Raw genomic sequence first — 1,575 nt, 5'->3', positions numbered from 1 at the left:
TCCAAGTTTTGCAGGTTGCGTCATCTTGATTTCGTCGTCTAACGAACGGTAGACAATCGTATTCCAGATTTCGCCATTATCCATTTCAAATTCAATCGCGTAATTCATGCCGCTTACCACCTGAGTGCGAACACTGAGGATTTGCTTTAACTTAGCGGAAGTGTTCATTTGCGCGAGTACCACATCAAGCAATGGTTGCGCTTCATCGGTCATGTCACTTTGTGACCATCCGCCGGGCAGTTTTTCTAAGTTACAGATTGGGTTCGCTTCCGGTTGCGATTGGGCAGGCGCCTCGGTCTCTTCCTTTTGATTACATCCAGCTAAAGCCACTACACATACGAGTGACGCCAATAATGTTTTCTTCATAACAAGACCTTTCTTTGTAATGTGCTCAGTATCCTAGGGGGTTCTGTGAATTATATCTGTTTCATATTCAAGAAAGTGTTGGTCACATATCGCTTTGTTTCAATTGATTCTGTTCAGCAGTATTTATCGGTTAAATACAATTAACAGGTCATTGTTGGGTTAAAAATAAGCAAAAACAGATTGTTAACTATTTAATTGAGTGAAAATTGCCCTATGCTATAAACGATAAGCGATCCAAGGTAGGAAAGGATATGAGAGAAAGGGTTCTGTTTTTTGATTTATTGCGCTGCGTCGCCGCAGTGGCTGTGATCGCTATTCATGTCTTGGCGCCTTATCGAAACGAGTTGGGCGTGATTCCAATGGACCAATGGCTCACCGCCGTTGGAGTGAACAGCGTGACCCGATGGGCGGTGCCGGTATTTATTTTGATTACGGGCGCTCTGATGCTCAGTGATACACGTCCTTTTGATGGCAAGTATTACGTGAAGCGGCGTTTGGGGAAGGTGTTGGTGCCTTTTCTAATTTGGTCGACGTTCTACGCGTATCTGTCGGGTTGGACGGCACAAGGATTCGATTTTGAAACTGTCAAAGAAGTGCTGAGTAATAGTCCGTTTCATGCCACCTATTACCATTTAGGCTTCTTCTATTACTTTATTCCACTGTATTTCGTGATTCCTCTATTCCAATGGATGGCACGTAATGTTGATGACAATGTCCTCTATACCTATCTGGCTTTTTGGATGTTCACTAGCACGTTATTCCTGTTCAAGATTGATGGGCCATGGAGTAACCAAATGTGGCTCTATATGGGCTATCTGCCTTTGGGCTATGTTCTGTTTCAAAAAGTGCCACTAAATCGTTCTATGGTGACGTTGTTCACTGGGTTTGGATTGGTGGCGTTAGCCGTGACATTCACCATGGTGGTGACCAACAGTTTAGAAGCAGAGAAATACACCGTGGGGCGTTGGTTGTCATACAAAACATTGAACGTGATTTTGGCGGCATCGATGATTTTTATGCTGTGTCGGTATTTTGGGGAAGGGTTGCCGAAGAACGTGCAGAAAGTGGTGAGTTTTATCAGCCAGCACAGCTTGGGCATTTACTTACTTCACCCAATCTTCTTATGGCCGATGAAAGAGTTCGGTTGGTATACCGGACATCCGGCATGGGTGATCCCTGTGAGGATGGTGTCAAGTGGGGCGGGAGCCT

Annotated in this window: 2 protein-coding genes; one reads left to right on the top strand and one right to left on the bottom strand. The window is 44.8% G+C overall.

What is annotated here, in order from left to right; all coding sequences use genetic code 11:
• A partial coding sequence (locus R7P35_RS24100) for a cystatin domain-containing protein (protein WP_318092848.1) occupies positions 1-366 on the bottom strand: 366 nt, incomplete at its 3' end.
• A gap of 251 nt (positions 367-617) precedes the next feature.
• Between R7P35_RS24100 and R7P35_RS24095 the strand changes: the two genes are divergently transcribed.
• A partial coding sequence (locus R7P35_RS24095) for an acyltransferase (protein ID WP_318092846.1) occupies positions 618-1,575 on the top strand: 958 nt, incomplete at its 3' end.

This window comes from Vibrio sp. Vb0304, assembly GCF_033338995.1.
Taxonomy (GTDB): Bacteria; Pseudomonadota; Gammaproteobacteria; order Enterobacterales; family Vibrionaceae; genus Vibrio; species Vibrio alginolyticus.
Note: the sequence above shows the minus strand (reverse complement) of the source record. Positions and strands in the feature narration are given on the sequence as shown.